This window comes from Demequina lignilytica (assembly GCF_030418305.1).
Taxonomy (GTDB): Bacteria; Actinomycetota; Actinomycetes; order Actinomycetales; family Demequinaceae; genus Demequina; species Demequina lignilytica.
In genome coordinates this window covers 119,229-136,087 of record NZ_JAUHPX010000005.1, presented here as the reverse complement: position 1 = coordinate 136,087, position 16,859 = coordinate 119,229, and the positions used below count along the sequence as shown (strand labels likewise).

The window sequence follows — 16,859 nt, the reverse complement described above, 5'->3', positions numbered from 1 at the left end:
CGTCAGCTCTCCGGATCGTCGCCGAAGACGCGTACCTCCTGCGCGCACCGGCACGCCGCCGCGAACCGCGCCGCCCAGGCGAGAGCCGCGTCCCGGTCCGCACAGTCGAGGACGCTGTAGCCACCCTCGATCCGCGCGGTCTGCGGATAGGTGCCCGGGGTGACCGTGCCGTCGCCCGCGACCCTCACGGGCGGGACGGATTCGTCGATGCCGCCGCCGAACACCCAGACGCCAGCGGCCTTGGCCGCGGCGACCACCGCGTGCGCGTCCTCCGCGACCGTCCGCAGGTCGGTGCCGGTCAGGTCCATCGCCCCGCTCGGGAACGAGATCAGGTACCTCGACACGGGCTCTCGCTCAATGCTCGTCGGCGTGGTCGCTGCGCGCGACGGCCGAGCGACCGCGGTCGGGACCGTGGTCGTGGGTCTCGCGAACCTCGTGCTCCGTCATGGTGGCTCCCCCCCCGGGTGGCACGGGACGTCGTGCCGGTGCCACCACGCTACGTCGACCCGCCGCCTCCCGCGCGTCGGGCGCGTGCGACGCCGACGCCGATCAGGAGCAGCGCGAGAGGAAGCACCAGGATCCGCGCGATGCCCGCCGCCTGGTCGACGGCCGGGGCCGAGGTGAGCAGCGACCACAGCTGCAGCGCGCCGATGATGCCGAAGGCGACGACGAACGCCACGTCGAGCGGGCCGCGTCGTCGGCGCGGCCCGGGCGCGACGGTCACGGCGTGACCACCACCTTGCCCACGTGGTCGCCCGCGACGACCCTCCGCACCGCATCGTCCGCCCGGGAGAGCGGGTGCACGGAGTCGACGGTCGGCCGCAGCCCGGTGCGGACCAGGAACGCCATCAGCGCCGCGAGATCCTCGCGGGTGCCCATGGTGACGCCCTGGATGCGGAGCTCGTGGAAGAAGACGCGCGTGAGGAGGGCGGGATCGGGGTCGCCCGTGGTGTGGCCGGCGATCGCGATGGTCCCGCCGTTCTTGACCGAGGCGATCGTGTGCCTCCAGGTCTCCTTGCCCACCGTCTCGATCACGGCGTCCACGCGCATCGGCAGCCGCGCGCCGGGCTCGACCGCGGCGACGGCCCCCATCCGGAGGGCCGCGGTGCGCTTGGCCTCGGTGCGTGACGTGGCGAACACGTCGAGGCCCGCGGCCGAGCCGAGCGCGATCGCCGCGGACGCGACGCCGCCGCCGGCGCCCTGGACCAGCACCGACTGCCCGGGCGTGAGGCCGGCGCCGTGGAACAGCATGCGGTACGCCGTCAGCCACGCGGTGGGGAGGCAGGCGGCGTCCGCCCAGGTGAGCTCCGGCGGCTTGGGGATCAGGTTCGCCGTCGGCACCGCGACCCTCTCCGCCAGCGTGCCCGGGTAGCGCTCGGACAGGATGCTGCGCGGCTCGCGGGGACCGACCCCGTGCCCGTCGGCGCCGATCACCCCGTGGACGACCACCTCGGTGCCGTCGTCGGTCACGCCGGCCGCGTCGCAGCCGAGGATCATCGGGAGCTGGGCCTCCGTGAGGCCGATGCCCTTGAGGGACCACACGTCGTGGTGGTTGACGCTCGCGGCGCGCACCGTCACGGTCGACCAGTGCTCGCGCGCCTCGGGCTCGGGACGCTCGCCCACCTCGAGGGCGCTGGCGGGATCGTCGGGGCTGAACCGGGCGGCGTAGGCGGCGAGCATGGGACCAACCTATGCCTCGGCGACGGGACAGTACCGGGGTCGGACGTCACGGATCCCTTGATAGGACCGGATCAGGGCCCGGGACCGACACGATCCGCGTCATGGGGCGTTGGCGTGGCCGGGAGCGCGCACCGGGGGCTTCCGCGAGCGCGCGACGGGGGACGATGCGCGGGGCCGGCCCGTGCATCGCCCCCCTGAGGAGCCGGGAGAGGAGTCCCTACTCGTTGTCGCCGTCGGTCGCGAGCGCGCCCGAGAGCTTGGCCTGCACCTCGGTGCCCGCCCCGGACCAGACCCACTCGGCGACCTCGGGGAGGTCAGCGCCGGTCTCGTACGCGTAGCGCTGCGCCTCGAACCGCTTGTCCTGCAGCTTCTGACGCAGGACTGCGGCGCGGGTGCCCAGCGACGGGACGCGGTCGATGACGTCCATGACCAGGTGGTAGCGGTCGATGTCGTTGACCATCGCCATGTCGAACGGCGAGGTGGTGGTGCCCTCCTCCTTGAAGCCGCGGACGTGGAGGTTCGCGTGGCCGTTGCGGCGGTACGTGAGGCGGTGGATGAGCCACGGGTAGCCGTGGTAGTTCATGATCACCGGCTTGTCCGCCGTGAAGAGCTGGTCGAACTCGCGGTCCGACATGCCGTGCGGATGCTCCTTCTCCGGCTGCAGCCTCATCAGGTCCACCACGTTGACCATGCGGACCTTGAGCTCCGGGAGCTCCTTGCGGATGATGTCGATCGCCGCGAGCACCTCCATGGTGGGCACGTCGCCGATGCCCGCCATCACCACGTCGGGCTCCTCGCCGAGCGGCACGTTGGAGGCGAAGTCCCAGATGCCCGCGCCACGCGCGAAGTGGTTCTCCGCCTCCTCGATGGTGAGCCACTGGGCCTGCGGCTGCTTGCCGGCCACCACCACGTTGACGTGGTCGCGGCTGCGCAGGCAGTGGTCGTAGGTCGCCAGCAGGGTGTTCGCGTCGGCGGGCAGGTACACGCGCACCACCTCGGCCTTCTTGTTCACCACGTGGTCGATGAAGCCCGGGTCCTGGTGCGAGAAGCCGTTGTGGTCCTGGCGCCACACGTGGCTCGAGAGCAGGTAGTTGAGCGACGGGATGGGCCGGCGCCACGGCAGCTCGTGAGCGACCTTGAGCCACTTCGCGTGCTGGTTGAACATCGAGTCGACGATGTGGATGAACGCCTCGTACGAGGTGAACAGGCCGTGGCGGCCCGTGAGGTTGTAGGCCTCGAGCCAGCCCTGGCACTGGTGCTCGGACAGCATCTCGACCACGCGGCCCTCGTGGGACATCGGGCCGTCGTCGGGGTCGATCTCGGCGTTCCACACCTTGTCGGTGACCTCGAGCACCGCCTGGATGCGGTTCGAGGCGAGCTCGTCGGGGGCGAACACGCGGAAGTTGTCGGGGTTGCTCCGCATGACCTCGCGGAGGAACTCGCCGAGCGTCCGGGTGGCCTCGCCGATCTCGGCGCCGGGCGCGGGCACGTCCACCGCGAAGTCGCGGTAGTCGGGCATGACCAGGTCCTTCATCAGCAGGCCGCCGTTGGCCTCGGGCCGGGCGGACATGCGCAGGTCGCCCTCGGGGACGGTCGCGAGCACCTCGGGACGGACCACGCCGTCCTCGTCGAACAGGTCGTCCGGTCCGTACGACTGCAGCCAGGACTCCAGGGTGTGGAGGTGGTCGTCAGTGTCGCGGGCGTTGGACAGCGGCACCTGGTGCGCGCGCCACGATCCCTCGGTGCGCTTGCCGTCGATCTCCGGCGGGCACGTCCAGCCCTTGGGGGTGCGCAGCACGATCATGGGCCACATCGGACGGTCCATGCCGGGGTTCACGGCGGCCTCGGCCTTGATCGCCGCGATCTCGTCCATGACGTCGTCGAGCACGGCGGCGAAGCGGGCGTGGAAGGAGGCGGGCGACTCGTCGTCGAAGCCCGCGGTGAAGACGTGCGGCTTGTGGCCGTAGCCCTTCATCAGGTCGACCAGCTCCTCCTCGGAGATGCGGCTGAGCACGGTCGGGTTCGCGATCTTGTAGCCGTTCAGGTGCAGGATCGGGAGGACCACGCCGTCGGTGGCGGGGTTGATGAACTTGTTCGAGTGCCACGACGTCGCGAGCGGGCCGGTCTCGGCCTCGCCGTCGCCGACCACGGCCGCGACCAGCAGGTGCGGGTTGTCGAACGCGGCGCCGTAGGCGTGGCTGAGCGCGTAGCCGAGCTCGCCACCCTCGTGGATCGAGCCCGGGGTCTCGGGCGCGACGTGCGACGGGATGCCGCCGGGGAACGAGAACTGCTTGAACAGGCGCTGGAGGCCGCGCTCGTCCTCGGAGATCTCGGGGTAGGTCTCGTTGTAGGTGCCCTCGAGGTAGGACGCCGCGACCAGGCCGGGACCGCCGTGGCCGGGTCCGATGATGTACATCGTCGGCTGCTGGCGCGCCTTGATCATGCGGTTGAGGTGTGTGTAGATGAAGTTCAGGCCGGGGGTGGTGCCCCAGTGGCCCACCAGGCGCTTCTTCACGTGATCGCGGTCCAGCGGCTCGCGCAGGAGCGGGTTGTCGAGCAGGTAGATCTGCCCCACGGACATGTAGTTGGCGGTGCGCCACCACAGGTCGATGGCCTCGACCTCGGCGTCGGTGGCGGACTCGGTGGTGCGTGCGGACCACGGCTGCGGTGTCATGGTGACCTCCCTGTCGGCGGATACCTCAGCCTCGCATGGTTAACGTTCACACGTCGCGGCGAAGGTCCCGGTTCCGAGGTGGATCTCGGGTGACATCGACGCCTCCCGGACCCCCGCATCGTCCCGCCGCGCACTGTCCGGGGGGGGCGGACGGCAGGGGAGAGGACGCAGGAACGCCGAGGGGCCGCCACCTTCCGGTGACGGCCCCTCGGGACGGACGATGCTGTGGTCAGGACACCGCGGCGATCGACTGCACGGCGATGGCGCGCTCCTCGTTGGTCGGGATGACCCAGATCTGGACCTTCGACTCGTCGGTCGAGATCAGCGTGGCCTGCTTCTTGCGACCCGCGTTGCGCTCCTCGGAGATCTCGATGCCGAGCTCCGCGAGCCCGCGCAGCGACTCGAGGCGGACGATGTCGTCGTTCTCGCCCACGCCCGCGGTGAACACGATGGCATCGAGGCCGCCGAGCTGCGCCATGTACTGCCCGACGTAGCCCTTGATGCGGCGGCAGTAGATGTCGAGCGCGACCTGCGCCTCGTGGCTGCCGCCCTCGATCGCCTTGTGGACGTCGCGCATGTCGGAGTAGCCGGTGAGGCCGAGCATGCCGGAGCGCTTGTTGAACAGCTCGTCGATCTCGTCGATGTCCATGCCCGCCGCGCGGTGGAGGTGGAACACCACCGCGGGGTCGATCGCGCCGGTGCGCGAGCCCATCACGAGCCCGTCGAGCGGGGTCAGCCCCATCGACGTGTCGATCGCGACGCCGCCCTTGACGGCGTCCGCCGAGGCGCCGTTGCCCAGGTGCAGCGTGATGATGCGCAGCTCCTTGGGGTCGCGGCCCATGAGCTCGGCGCACTCGCGGGACACGTAGCCGTGCGAGGTGCCGTGGAAGCCGTAGCGACGGATCCCGTGCTCGTGGGCGAGGCGCTGGTCGATCGCGTACGAGTAGGCGGCCTCGGACAGCGTCTGGTGGAAGGCGGTGTCGAAGACCGCGACGTGCGGGATGTCGGGGAACGCGGCGCGGGCGGCCGCCATGCCGGCGACGTGCCCGGGGTTGTGGAGCGGCGCGAGCACGGCGAGCTTCGCGATGGCGTCCTGGACCTCGTCGTCGATGATGGTCGGCGCCGAGAACTCCGATCCGCCCTGCACCACGCGGTGGCCCACCGCGGTCAGCTGCGACAGGTCGACGCCCGAGCCGGGCTCGGACAGCGACTCGATGACCGAGCGGACGCCCTCGTTGTGGTCGGTGACGCGCTCGACCAGGCCGGACGCGAGGGGCTCCTCCCGGGTGGTGTCGACCACCTGGTACTTGATCGAGCTGGAGCCGCAGTTGAGGACGAGGGCGATGCCCTGGGTGTTGACGCTCACGCGTTGCCTTCCGGGTTGTCGAGGTTCTGAGCCTGGATCGCCGTGATGGCGACCGTGTTGACGATGTCCTGCACCAGCGCGCCGCGCGAGAGGTCGTTGACCGGCTTGCGCAGGCCCTGCAGGACCGGGCCGACCGCGACCGCGTTGGCGGAGCGCTGGACGGCCTTGTAGGTGTTGTTGCCGGTGTTGAGGTCGGGGAACACGAGCACGGTCGCCTGGCCCGCGACGGGGGAGCCGGGGGCCTTCGACCGCGCGACCGACGGCTCGACCGCGGCGTCGTACTGCATGGGTCCGTCGACCAGCAGGTCGGGGCGGCGCTCCTTGACGATCCGCGTCGCCTCGCGCACCTTGTCGACGTCCGAGCCGGTGCCCGACTCGCCGGTCGAGTAGGAGAGCATCGCGATCCTCGGCTCCACGCCGAACTGGGCGGCGGTGTCCGCGGACGAGATCGCGATGTCCGCGAGCTGCTCCGCCGTCGGGTCGGGGTTGACCGCGCAGTCGCCGTAGACCAGGACGCGGTCCGCGAGGCACATGAAGAAGACCGAGGACACGACCGAGACGCCCGGCACCGTCTTGATGATCTGGAAGGACGGCAGGATGGTGTGGGCCGTGGTGTGCACCGCGCCCGAGACCATGCCGTCGGCGAGGCCGAGCTGCACCATCATCGTGCCGAAGTAGCTCGAGTCCTGCACCCGGTCTCGCGCCGCGTCCAGCGTCGCGCCCTTGTGCTTGCGCATCTCGTAGTACTCGGCCGCGAAGCGCTCCACGTACTCGGGGTCCGTGGGGTCGATCACGCGGGCCGCGTCGAGCTCGAGCCCGAGCTCGCCCGCGCGCGACCGGATGGCGGCCTCCTCGCCCAGGATCGTGAGATCCACCACGTTGCGGGTGAGGAGCGACGAGGCCGCGCGAAGGATGCGGTCGTCGTTGCCCTCGGGCAGGACGATGTGCTGCTTGCGGGCCCGGGCACGGTCCAGCAGGCCGTACTCGAACATGAGCGGCGTGATCACGTCGGTGCCGGCGACGTCGAGGATGCTCGTGAGGTGCTCGGCGTCGACGCGCTGCTCGAACATCGCGAGCGCGGTGTCGACCTTGAGCTGGGACTCGCGCGAGAGCCGGCCGTTGGTCAGCGAGCAACGGTTGGCCGTCTCGAAGGTGTCCATGTCCGTGCGGACCACCGGCAGCGAGGAGCCGAGCCCCTCGACCAGGCGGCGCACGGCCGAGCGGGGCTCGAAGCCGCCCGAGAGGATGATGCCGGTGAGGGCGGGGAAGCCCTCGGCGCCGTGAGCCGCGAGGAGCGCCAGCAGGGTGTCCGCGCGGTCGCCCGGGGTGATGATGACGGCGCCGTCCTCGAGCCGGTCGAGAAGGTTCGACGTGGTCATCGCGCCGACGATGATGTCGCGCGTCTCGCGGGTCAGCAGGGTGGCGTCGCCCGACACCAGCTGGCCGCCGACCGCGTCCATCAGCTGCTTGAGCGACGGCGCGACCAGGATCGGGTCCTCGGGGAGGACGCCGGCGATCAGCTCCTGAGGCATGAGCGCCTCGACCTGCTCGACGTCCGAGGGCTTCGCGCGGTTGACGAACAGCGCCGCGACCGCGGCGTGGCTGCCCTCCAGCTCGGTGCGCGCCTGGTCGACCACCTGCGCGATCTCGAGCGGCGTGCGGTCGTGGCCACGCACGACCAGCGCGACCGGCGCGCCCAGGTTCGCGGCGATCCGGCCGTTGAACTCCAGCTCCGCGGTCGCCGAGACGTCCGTGTAGTCGGTGCCGACGATCACGACGGCGTCGCAGCGCCGCTCCACCTCGTGGAAGCGCTGCACGATCGTGGTGAGCGCCTTCTCCTGGTCGGCGTGCACGTCGTCATAGGTGACGCCGATCGCCTCGTCGTAGGTCAGGTCGATGCTGTCGTGGCCGAGCAGCAGCTCGAGCACGTAGTCCCCACGGCCGTCCGTGGTGCGCGCGACGGGGCGGAAGATCCCGACGCGGCCCACCTGCTTGGCCAGAAGGTTGGTGATGCCGAGCGCGATGGTGGACTTGCCCGTGTCGCCCTCGGCCGATGCGATGTAGATGCTCCGAGACACGGCCCCATGTTTTCACGACTGGAGGGGTGCTCGTCGGCCCAAGGTCCCGTGGGGGGTATCCGCCGCCGGGCGATGACGCGGGTGTGATGCTCCCCACTCGGCCTTGTGCCTCGCATGATGCGCCTGCCTAGACTCCTGGGAGGAGGGGTGAGGGCGACGCAGCTGAGGGCGCCGCGCGAACCCCCTGAGCTCGGGGAGCGACATGGGGCTGAGGGCCTCCGTCGGGCGCGCCTGGGTCGTGTCGACGACCGTGGGCGTCGTCGGCCTGCCCCGGGACGCCGCCCGAGCCGTGCTCGGCGCCAACCACTTCTTCGTGCTCGCCTCCGTGGTCGCGGTGCCGTGGACCGTCACCTTCGCGCTGCACAGCTCGAGCAGCCAGCCCTATCCGGCCGTGACCCACTCCCTGCTGATCCTCACCTGGATGCTGTGCCTGTGGATGAACGCGCGAGGGCTCCACGTGCTCGCTCCCGCGCTCGGGCTCGCGGCGGCGCTCGTGCAGTACGGCTACCTCACACACCTGTACGGACGGGACTCGGCCTTCCAGCTCGCGATGCTGTCGGTGCCCACCCTGTCGTTCGTGATGTTCGAGCAGCATCGTCGCGCCATGCGCCTCACGTCGACGGCGATCGTGGGAGCCGCGGTCGCCTTCGTGTACCTCGACCCGCGCTTCGCCGAGCCGATGGTCGAGGTGTCCCGCACGTGGACCCAGGCGGTCGCGGTGGGCAACGTGTTCTCCGCGCTCGCGATCTTCGCGACCGTCGCGCTCTACAACGACCTGTACCTGCGTCAGGAGCGCAGCCGCGCCGACCGCCTGCTCGACGAGGCGCAGCGGGCCGCCGACACGGACTCCCTCACCGGGCTCCTGAACCGCCGGGGCGTCGCACCGCTGCTCGCCGCCGCTCCGGAGGAGGGCGCCTACGCGCTGCTGCTCATCGACGTCGACCGCTTCAAGAGCGTGAACGACCGGCTGGGCCACGCGGAGGGGGACAGGGTGCTCGCCAAGGTCGCCGCGGTGCTCGCGGCGTGCGGCAGGCCCGACGCGTCTCTCGCACGCTGGGGTGGCGAGGAGTTCCTGATGGTGGTCCCGGACGCCTGGCCTGGTCGGGTCCGCCGTCTCGCGGAGAGCCTGCGTCGGGACGTCGAGGACGAGCTGGCGATGGACGGTGCGCCCGGGGTGACCGTCTCCGTCGGGGCCGCCTTCGCCATCCGCGGGGTGCCCTTCGAGGACACGCTGCGCATCGCGGACGCCTGCATGTACGAGGCCAAGGAGTCCGGCCGGAACGTGTCGATCGCCCGCGAGGTGGTCGCATGACGATGCCGCCGTACGGCACGACCACGTAGGCTGGCCGGGGCGACGGCGCTGAGGGGCATCCGTCGCGCTGGCGCGGCGCGCCGACATGCTGAGGAAGGGCCTGATGAAGCTGGGTGCGATCACCACCGTGGGCAGGCGGCTGCCCGATGCGGTGATGCGTGCCTTCGAGCGGCGCGACGGCCGGCTGCAGGGGGATGCGGGACGGGCCGCCGGCGCGATGCGCGTCTTCCTCGCGATCGCCCTCGCGTCGACCGTCGGCTACCTGGTGATGCTCGTCGCGACCGGCATCCCCGGCGGTCCCATCCCGATCCTCAACGTGGTGGTCACGGTGCTGTTCGTCGCCATGTGGGTGGCGCTCAGCCGCGGCCATCAGCTGGGCGTGGCGATCGTGTTCCTGTCGCTCTCGATCGGCGCCGTGGTCTACATGACCGCGCTCACGGGCTGGCGGGCCGGCCACCAGCTCTACCTCATCACCGCGGCGCAGATCGTCTTCATCGTCTTCACCGACCGCCAGCGCGCGTGGCGGTGGACGTTCGTGGTCATCGGCGCGGTCACCTTCCTCGCGTGCCAGCTGCTCGCGCCTCCGCTCGGCCCGTTCGCCCCGCCGACCGACGGCGATCTGGGCACCATCTTCACGGTCAACGCGGTGATCACGGCCACGCTGATGTTCGTGCTGTCGGGCGTGGCGCACCATCGCGCGATCCTGGCGCAGGACCAGGCCGGCCAGCACGCGGCCCGCGCCGAGTACCTGGCCAACACCGATCCGCTCACGGGGCTCGCGAACCGGCGACCGATCGCGGCGCGCCTCGACGAGCTGGCCGGGGGCGACGCGACGTACGCGGTCGCGGTCGCGGACCTCGACCGCTTCAAGCAGCTCAACGACCAGCACGGACACATCTGCGGCGACCGCGTGCTCTCGACCATCGGCGAGCGCCTGCGCGACCAGCTCCGGGTCACGGACGCGCTCGGGCGATGGGGCGGGGAGGAGTTCATCTTCGTCCTCGCCGACACGGGCCTCGACGACGCACGCACCATGATGGAGCGCATGAGGCACCTTGTCGGCGACGAGCCGATCCCCTGCGGCGACCACGTCCATCCCGTCACCATGTCGATCGGCGTGTCCGACAGCGCCGGCGACGACGTCGCGCACCGGGTGGTCAAGCGCGCCGACGATGCGCTCTACGACGCCAAGCAGGCCGGCCGCGACCGCGTGATGACCCGCACCGCGCGCGCGACGGACCAGGACGTCGCGCTGGATGAGCCGCGGTCGCGACGGGGCGGGGAGTGACCGCTCCGGACGCCGCGCGGATCCTGTGGGGACGCGTGCTCGTCGCCGCGCTGGTCGGCGTCGTGGCGGTGGTGGGCTGCGGCGCGCTGGGCTGGTGGCAGTGGTCGCGCGCGGAGACCACGGGACGCACGGTGCAGCCGGAGCCGGCCGTGCCGCTGGCCGACGTCATCGCGCCCGCGCAGAGCCCGGGCGAGGCGCTCGGACGGCAGGTGACGGTGAGCGGCACGTGGCTCGACGCCGATGCCGCCGTGGTGACCGGCCGCGAGGTGGACGGGGTCGCGGCGGAGCTGCTCGTCCGCGCGCTGGAGGTGCCGGGCGACGCCACCGGCACCGGCGAGCCCGCCACCCTCGCGGTGGTGGTCGGCTGGCGCCCCGACGGGGAGGATCCCGCCACGTCGCTCGCCTCCGGCGAGGCCGAGCTCACCGGGTACCTCCGGGCGGCGGAGGCCTCGACCGGCGCCGCCTCCCTGCCGACGGAGGCGCCGGCGCCCGGCACGCTCTGGGCCTCCGGTCTCGCGACATCGGAGCTCGCGCAGCTGTGGCCCGCGCCCCTGTACAGCGCTGTGCTCGTCTCCTACGAGGGCGCCGACGGCTGGACCCCGCTCGAGCCGCTCCCCCCGACCACCGAGTTCAACTTCCGCTCCGCGGCGTACGCGGTCGAGTGGTGGCTCTTCGGCGGCTTCGCCCTGTTCATCGTCGCCCGCTGGATACGCGACAATGGTCGCGCCGCGCCGTCCGCCCCCGAGGACGCGGAGACCACGGAGGACCGTTCGTGACCGAAGCACCCCGACCCACGCCCGGTGCGCTCACGCGCTACCGGGTCATGGCCATCATCACCGGAACGCTGCTGATCGTGGTGTTCCTCGGGATGCTGCGCTACATCGACGCGCTCGGGGTGCCCGAGTCGTGGGACCCGTTCTTCCTGACGCTCGCCCAGGTCCACGGCGTGGTCTACATCGTGTACCTCGCGACCGTGATGCAGCTGTGGCTGCAGGCCCGCTGGGGCTACGGCCGCCTGGCGACCATGTTCTTCGGCGGCATCGTGCCGCTGCTGTCGTTCTTCGTGGAGCGACGCATCACCCATGAGCTGCGACCCGCATCGGAGGAGCGCGCATGACCCAGCCCACCCAGCATCGTCCCGTCCTGGTGGTCGACTGCGGCGCCCAGTACGCCCAGCTGATCGCCCGCCGCGTGCGCGAGGCGCACGTCTACTCCGAGATCGTGCCTCACAGCATGTCCGCCGCCGACATGCTCGCGAAGGACCCCGCCGCCGTCATCCTCTCCGGCGGTCCGTCCTCGGTGTACGAGCCCGGCGCCCCGCAGATCGACCCCGCGCTGTTCGAGGCCGGCGTCCCCGTCATGGGCATCTGCTACGGCTTCCAGGCGATGGCGCAGGCCATGGGCGGCACCGTCGCGAAGACGGGACTGCGCGAGTACGGCCGCACGCAGGCGTCGGTCGGCGCCGCGGGGACCACGCTGGCCGGCAGCCCGGCCGTCCAGGAGGTCTGGATGAGCCACGGCGACTCCGTGCAGGCGCCGCCGCCCGGCTTCGAGGTCCTCGCCACCACGGAGGGGGCGCCCGTCGCGGCGTTCGAGAACCTCTCCCTGCGGATGTGCGGAGTGCAGTGGCATCCCGAGGTCAAGCACTCGCCGCTCGGCCAGCACGCGATCGAGAGCTTCCTCTACAACGTCGCGGGCCTGCGCCCCGACTGGACCTCCGAGAACGTGATCGAGGAGCAGGTCGCGCGGATCCGCGAGCAGGTCGGTGACAAGCTGGTCATCTGCGCCCTGTCGGGCGGGGTGGACTCCGCCGTCGCCGCCGCGATCGTCCAGAAGGCCGTGGGGGACCAGCTCACCTGCATCCACGTCGACCACGGACTGATGCGCGCGGGCGAGGTCGAGCAGATCGAGAAGGACTTCGTCGCCTCGACCGGCGTGCGGCTGATCATCCGCGACGAGAAGGAGCGGTTCCTGACCGCCCTCGCCGGCGTCTCCGACCCGGAGACCAAGCGCAAGATCATCGGCCGCGAGTTCATCCGCGTGTTCGAGGACGCCGCGCGTCAGGTGGTCGAGGAGGCCGGCGCCCACGGCGAGCAGGTGGAGTTCCTGGTCCAGGGCACGCTGTACCCCGACGTGGTCGAGTCCGGCGGCGGCGAGGGCGCGGCCAACATCAAGAGCCACCACAACGTGGGCGGCCTCCCCGACGACCTGCAGTTCTCGCTGGTCGAGCCGCTGCGCACCCTGTTCAAGGACGAGGTCCGCGCGGTGGGCCGCGAGCTCGGCATCCCCGAGGAGATCGTCGGTCGGCAGCCCTTCCCTGGCCCCGGCTTGGGCATCCGCATCATCGGCGAGGTGACCTGGGAGCGCCTGGAGATCCTGCGCCGTGCCGACGCGATCGCCCGCGAGGAGCTGACCAGGGCCGGCCTGGACAACGACATCTGGCAGTGCCCGGTGGTGCTGCTCGCGGATGTCCGGTCCGTGGGCGTCCAGGGCGACGGCCGCACCTACGGCCACCCCGTGGTGCTGCGCCCGGTGTCCTCCGAGGACGCCATGACCGCCGACTGGTCGCGCGTGCCCTACGAGGTGCTCGCGCACATCTCCAACCGGATCACCAACGAGGTGGCCGAGGTCAACCGCGTGGTGCTCGACGTGACGAGCAAGCCGCCGGGCACCATCGAGTGGGAGTAGACGCCGCGAGGGCCGTCACGCACGCTGCGTGACGGCCCTCGTCGTGTATCGGCTCAGTCCTCCGAGCGCGGCTCCGGGGACGGTGCGGGATCGGTGATCTCCCAGGTGTCGCCGCGGCGCGGGCGGTTGCGCATGGACACCGCGATCGCGGAGAAGAGCAGCCAGCCGCCGAGGGCGACGAGCGCGACGATCGCGATGAGCTCGAGGTCGACGTCGTAGCCCGACAGCGCGGCGATGAGGAATCCGCCGCCGGCCGTGACGATCGCGGCCCAGATCACGCCGGTCATGCGCTCGCTCCAGGGCTTGCGCGGGTCCGGACGGGGGGACGATGCGGTGGTGTCGGCGGTGCTCATGATGCGGCCTCCTCGATGACGATGCTGGCGTAGCCCTCCGGGTTCGCGACCTTCAGCGTGAGGGTGGGCTGGTCGGTGGCGGCGAGGCTCACGGGGGAGCCGTCCCAGACCTCGCAGGTGACCCCCCGCTCGACCCAGTGGACGGTCGAGTAGCTCGAGTCGTCGGTCGCGATGGCGAGTCCGGTGCCGCGCGGGATCCGTACCGTGGTGTACCCGGCCGTGACGTCGACGGTCTGGTCGGCGTCCATCAGGGACTCGTCGACCAGCCCGACCGACATCCCGGAGGCGTCGAGGGCCTCGCGGCTCGCGTAGCAGTCGCCGGGGAGCATGATCCGCTGGTAGTCGGTGTCGAACTTGTCGAGCACGGACGCCTCGGTGAGCTCCGGCTCCGCCGTCTCGACGGCCTCCGGGTCTCCGAGCGTGACGTCGCCGTCCTCGCCCACGGTGAGGGTGCCGTCGCCGACCTCGACGCGAACCACCTCGCCGCCGTCGCCGCGGATCACCTCGACGCGCGGGAGCCACCGGTCGCTCCACCCCTCGACCACCTTGTCCGCCTGGACGATCATGACGGCCGTGGGCACGAGCAGCACCGCGGACAGGAACGCGAGGGAACCGAGGCGGCGGCCGCTGAGCGCGACCAGCGCGAGGATCACGCCCAGGCCCGTGACGAACAGCGCGAACCAGGCGAGCACGGGGTGCACCGCGAGGCGGTCGTTCCACCCTGCCCAGGCCGTGCCGGCGGCGGACAGCACCAGCCACGCGAGCGTGAGCAGGTGGAAGCCGGCTCCGGGTCCGGGGACGCGCGGCGGGCGCGGGGGGCGGGGCGGTGCCGCGGGCGCGACCGGCGGGGGCGTGGAGGCGGTCCACGCGGTCGCCGCGGTGGCGGCCGCGGCGGCGTCCTGGGCGGCGGCGCGCGCCGTGTCCGCGGCCTCCTGGCCCGCCGCGCGGGCGGCGTCCGCTGCCGCGTACGCCTCGGCGTGCGCGGCAGCGCGGCGCTGCTGACGCTCCGCCGCCCAGGCGGGCGGCGCGGCGTAGACCGGCGGGGTGCCGTCGTCGGGTCGGGGGGTGCGGTCGCGCCGCACCAGCCAGACGATGAGGCCGACGATCCCGCCGACGATCAGGAGCGGGACGGCGACGGCCGCCACGGTCGCGATCGCCGACACGACGCTGTGGCCCGGGCCGTCCCAGGCGCCGTTCACCGGCCACCCGCCGGCCCAGCCGAACGGGCCGTCGCCCGCGTTCGCGAGGCCGAGCAGCCCGGCGAGCGCGATGATCCCGATCATGATGAGCGCGCCCACGTTGGGCACGCCGCGCCCGAAGTCCTGCGCGATGATGCGGCCCTCGCGGTCGGGCAGCAGCGCCCAGGCGGCGGCGTAGGCCAGCGCTCCGAGCCCGCTGACGAGCAGGACCACGGCGAGCACGCCCACGCGGGTCCAGCCGAGGCGCCATCCGAGGCGAGCGGCGATGCCGCTCGCGACGCCGCCGAGGACGCGCTCGTCGCCGCGGGCGAGCCCCCATCCGCGGACGGTGGTGAAGAACCCGGCCTCCTGGGGCGGGGTCTGCTGGTCGGTCATGTCTCCTCCTTCTGCCTCGATCCTCCCGCCACGGCCCGCCTCGCCGCTATGAGGGGACCCCCTGATCCGCACCCTGATCTTCGACCACGGCCCGGCATCGTCCCTCCGACCGACGCCCCTGGTCGGGGGCCTGTGCGACCCTGGATCCGTGACCGCATCGTCCGCCCGCCTCGCGCACCCGCTGGAGCGTCGCCGCACGGCGCCGCAGTGGTGGCGCGCGCTCGTCGGCGGCGTGCTGCTCGCGATCGCGATCGCGCTGCTCGCGCACCGGTTCCACTGGGCGCAGCTGTCGTGGTGGCTGCTGCCGCTGCTGGTCTTCATCATCGGTGTGGTGCTCGTGTGGAGCCCGCTCGAGAACGCGGTGCAGCTCGACGCGCGCCGCCCCGACGTGGTCGCACTGTTCTCGCGCGAGGTGTGGCTGCGGATGCTGGCCGGCCTCGCGCTCGCGATCGGAGCGCTGTGGTGGTTCGCGCAGGCCGACCCCGACTGGAACCCCGTGGTGCGGGCGCTCGCGATCCCGCTGGTGATCGTGGTCGGGCTCGGCCTGCTGCTCGCGCCATGGTGGCTGCGGCTGATCCGCCAGGTGAGGATCGAGCGCGAGCGCCGCGTGCGGGAGTTCGAGCGCGCGGAGATCGCCGCGCACCTCCACGACTCGGTGCTGCAGACCCTCACCCTCATCCGCGCGAAGGCGGACGACCCGGCCGCCGTCGCGCGGCTCGCGCGTGCCCAGGAACGTGACCTGCGGACCTACCTCTACCAGGAGCGTCAGAGCGCCGCCGCGTCCGTGGCCGTCGCGCTCGCGGAGGCCATCGCGGAGGTCGAGGACCGCCAGGGCGTCGAGATCGAGCTGGTGACGGTCGGCGACACGCAGACGACCGGTGCGCTGCATGCCGCCGTGCGCGCGGTCGCGGAGGCGGCGACCAACGCGGCCCGCCACGCCGTCCCGCCCTACTCCGTCTACGCGGAGGTGACCGAGCGTGCCTTCGAGGCGTTCGTGCGCGACGGCGGCCCGGGCTTCGACCCCGAGGCGATCCCCGAGGGCCGTCTCGGGATCCGCGAGTCGATCGTGGGGCGCGTCGCCCGGTTCGGCGGCACCGCCACGGTCGCGTCGGTGCCGGGCGGCCGCACCGAGGTGGCGATCGTGATCCATCCCGAGGCGAGAGAGGACCGCTCATGAGCGTGACCGTGGTGATCGTGGACGACCACGACGTGATCCGGGTGGGGGTGCGCGAGAGCCTCGCCCCCGACATCGAGGTGATCGGCGAGGCGCGCGACGTCGAGTCGGCCGTCGCCGAGATCCGCGAGCGGCAGCCGCAGGTGGTCATCCTCGACGTGCACCTCCCGGGCGGGACCGGGGGAGGTGCGCTCGACGTGCTGGCGGAGGTCCTGCACCGTCCGGGCGCGCCTCGCGTGCTCGCGCTGTCGGTGTCCGACGCCGCCGAGGACGTGGTGGCCACGGTGCGCGCCGGTGCCCGCGGCTACGTCACCAAGTCGATCTCCGGTCCCGATCTCTCGGACGCCGTGCGTCGCGTCGCGGGCGGGGACGCGGTGTTCTCGCCGCGTCTCGCGGGGTTCGTGCTCGACGCGTTCGGCGCGGCCGGGGGTGAGGTCGCCGCGGCCGACGAGGATCTCGACAAGCTCACCGAGCGCGAGCAGGAGGTGATGCGGCTGATCGCCCGCGGGTACACCTACCGCGAGGTGGGGGAGAAGCTCTTCATCTCGATCAAGACCGTCGAGACGCACGTGGGCAAGGTGCTGCACAAGCTGCAGCTGTCGAACCGCCACGAGCTCGCGCACTGGGCCGCGCAGCGTCGGATCGTCTGACATCCCCCACGCGGGACTTGTG

General features: G+C 72.1%; 15 protein-coding genes. 7 read left to right on the top strand and 8 right to left on the bottom strand.

Annotated elements, in window-relative coordinates:
* Nucleotides 1-2 precede the first annotated feature (2 nt).
* From QQX10_RS09390 to pta, 6 genes are all read right to left on the bottom strand, one after another.
* Entirely contained in the window at nucleotides 3-344 is a 342-nt protein-coding gene (locus QQX10_RS09390) for a YciI family protein (RefSeq protein WP_301119690.1), read from the bottom strand.
* A gap of 152 nt (nucleotides 345-496) precedes the next feature.
* Nucleotides 497-724: a hypothetical protein gene (locus QQX10_RS09385; RefSeq protein ID WP_301119691.1), complete on the bottom strand. Its 228-nt coding sequence runs from the start codon at nucleotides 722-724 to the stop codon at nucleotides 497-499.
* Nucleotides 721-1,680, bottom strand: a complete 960-nt coding sequence (locus tag QQX10_RS09380) for a zinc-binding dehydrogenase (RefSeq protein WP_301119692.1) — start codon at nucleotides 1,678-1,680, stop codon at nucleotides 721-723. Before QQX10_RS09380 ends, QQX10_RS09385 begins: the two co-directional genes overlap by 4 nt.
* 217 nt (nucleotides 1,681-1,897) lie before the next feature.
* Nucleotides 1,898-4,354: a phosphoketolase family protein gene (locus QQX10_RS09375; protein ID WP_301119694.1), complete on the bottom strand. Its 2,457-nt coding sequence runs from the start codon at nucleotides 4,352-4,354 to the stop codon at nucleotides 1,898-1,900.
* A 229-nt stretch (nucleotides 4,355-4,583) separates the two neighbouring features.
* The gene (locus QQX10_RS09370) at nucleotides 4,584-5,720 is read right to left on the bottom strand and encodes an acetate/propionate family kinase (protein ID WP_301119696.1); all 1,137 of its coding nucleotides are present in this window, start codon (nucleotides 5,718-5,720) and stop codon (nucleotides 4,584-4,586) included.
* Nucleotides 5,717-7,798, bottom strand: coding sequence for a phosphate acetyltransferase (pta, locus tag QQX10_RS09365; protein ID WP_301119698.1), 2,082 nt, complete (start codon nucleotides 7,796-7,798; stop codon nucleotides 5,717-5,719). Before pta ends, QQX10_RS09370 begins: the two co-directional genes overlap by 4 nt.
* Before the next feature lie 202 nt (nucleotides 7,799-8,000).
* Between pta and QQX10_RS09360 the strand changes: the two genes are divergently transcribed.
* From QQX10_RS09360 to guaA, 5 genes are all read left to right on the top strand, one after another.
* Nucleotides 8,001-9,110 (top strand): GGDEF domain-containing protein, encoded by a 1,110-nt coding sequence (locus QQX10_RS09360; RefSeq protein WP_301119700.1) that lies wholly within the window; start codon nucleotides 8,001-8,003, stop codon nucleotides 9,108-9,110.
* Between the two features lie 103 nt (nucleotides 9,111-9,213).
* On the top strand, nucleotides 9,214-10,398 hold the full coding sequence (locus tag QQX10_RS09355; RefSeq protein WP_301119702.1) for a GGDEF domain-containing protein: 1,185 nt from the start codon (nucleotides 9,214-9,216) through the stop codon (nucleotides 10,396-10,398).
* A complete protein-coding gene (locus tag QQX10_RS09350; RefSeq protein WP_301119704.1) occupies nucleotides 10,395-11,174 on the top strand; it encodes an SURF1 family protein in 780 nt (259 codons plus the stop codon). The genes QQX10_RS09355 and QQX10_RS09350 overlap by 4 nt, the downstream gene beginning before the upstream one ends.
* Nucleotides 11,171-11,515, top strand: coding sequence for a DUF3817 domain-containing protein (locus tag QQX10_RS09345; RefSeq protein ID WP_301119705.1), 345 nt, complete (start codon nucleotides 11,171-11,173; stop codon nucleotides 11,513-11,515). Before QQX10_RS09350 ends, QQX10_RS09345 begins: the two co-directional genes overlap by 4 nt.
* Complete coding sequence (guaA, locus tag QQX10_RS09340) at nucleotides 11,512-13,086, top strand: glutamine-hydrolyzing GMP synthase (protein WP_301119707.1); 1,575 nt, start codon at nucleotides 11,512-11,514, stop codon at nucleotides 13,084-13,086. Before QQX10_RS09345 ends, guaA begins: the two co-directional genes overlap by 4 nt.
* 53 nt (nucleotides 13,087-13,139) lie before the next feature.
* Here guaA and QQX10_RS09335 read toward each other — a convergent pair whose 3' ends face one another.
* The gene (locus tag QQX10_RS09335; protein WP_301119708.1) at nucleotides 13,140-13,439 is read right to left on the bottom strand and encodes a hypothetical protein; all 300 of its coding nucleotides are present in this window, start codon (nucleotides 13,437-13,439) and stop codon (nucleotides 13,140-13,142) included.
* Nucleotides 13,436-15,013, bottom strand: a complete 1,578-nt coding sequence (locus QQX10_RS09330; protein ID WP_301119710.1) for a PspC domain-containing protein — start codon at nucleotides 15,011-15,013, stop codon at nucleotides 13,436-13,438. The genes QQX10_RS09335 and QQX10_RS09330 overlap by 4 nt, the downstream gene beginning before the upstream one ends.
* A gap of 148 nt (nucleotides 15,014-15,161) precedes the next feature.
* Between QQX10_RS09330 and QQX10_RS09325 the strand changes: the two genes are divergently transcribed.
* Together QQX10_RS09325 and QQX10_RS09320 are read left to right on the top strand one after the other, a co-directional pair.
* The gene (locus QQX10_RS09325) at nucleotides 15,162-16,190 is read left to right on the top strand and encodes a sensor histidine kinase (protein ID WP_301119711.1); all 1,029 of its coding nucleotides are present in this window, start codon (nucleotides 15,162-15,164) and stop codon (nucleotides 16,188-16,190) included.
* Nucleotides 16,187-16,837 (top strand): response regulator, encoded by a 651-nt coding sequence (locus QQX10_RS09320; RefSeq protein ID WP_301119712.1) that lies wholly within the window; start codon nucleotides 16,187-16,189, stop codon nucleotides 16,835-16,837. The genes QQX10_RS09325 and QQX10_RS09320 overlap by 4 nt, the downstream gene beginning before the upstream one ends.
* Nucleotides 16,838-16,859: the final 22 nt, after the last annotated feature.